Here is a 779-nt window from a genome sequence, read left to right as displayed (position 1 = left end):
GGCGGACAGCAACCTGATTGCTGAAGCGCGCTACTACGATCAGACCAGTTTGTTAATGCGCGGAATTGGGCAAGCAACCGGGCTGTCGCCGAAGATGCTCGATCATATCGTTCAGGGTTACACCGGTACGTTGGGCGCTTACGTGCTGGGTGCCGGTAACATTGTGGCGCGACAATTCACCGATGCAGGGGAAACGCCCACGTTACGACTGGATGAACTGCCGGTGATTAAATCCTTTCTGCGCGGCGCTGATCCGGCCAAGTCCACCCAGTTCGCGGACGATTTCTATCGCATGGTGAGCCAGGCCAACCAGATTAGCCGCACGATTAATGCTTACCGAGAGCAGGGGCGTAGTGCCGATGCGCGTGCGCTACAAGAAGACAACCGCGGGTTACTGTCCAAACGCCAGGCGCTGACACGAACCCAGAAGGCGATCCGCCAGTTAAATGACCGTATCGAGATGGTGCGTATTGACCGCACGCTGAATGCGCAGGAAAAACGCGAGCGTATCGATCGCATGATGGGGCAGCGCAATAAGCTGTATCAGCAGGCTGTGGAGCGCGTGCATCCGTACTTCGATTAATCCCTAACTTAAAAAGCGAAAGCCCCAGCGTGCTGCAAACACCCGGGGCTTTCTACACCTTTGAAAAAACAAAGGAAACCTGTGTTCAATTTTAGCAAGCTAATACGTTAGTTGCGAATCATGGGAGAAAAATCACGGTATTCGCCTATTGCCACTACCGTTCCATGTTGGGCCAACCGTATCAGGTATACGAGTG

General features: G+C 53.8%; 1 protein-coding gene. It reads left to right on the top strand.

Annotation, left to right across the window (positions count from 1 at the left end; genetic code table 11):
• Positions 1-583 (top strand): LPD38 domain-containing protein (locus tag J5224_RS32110; RefSeq protein ID WP_319802530.1); only part of this gene is annotated, 583 nt, incomplete at its 5' end.
• Between the last annotated feature and the right edge of the window lie 196 nt (positions 584-779).

The sequence above is a fragment of the Candidatus Symbiopectobacterium sp. NZEC135 genome, assembly GCF_025962695.1.
Note: the sequence above shows the minus strand (reverse complement) of the source record. Positions and strands in the feature narration are given on the sequence as shown.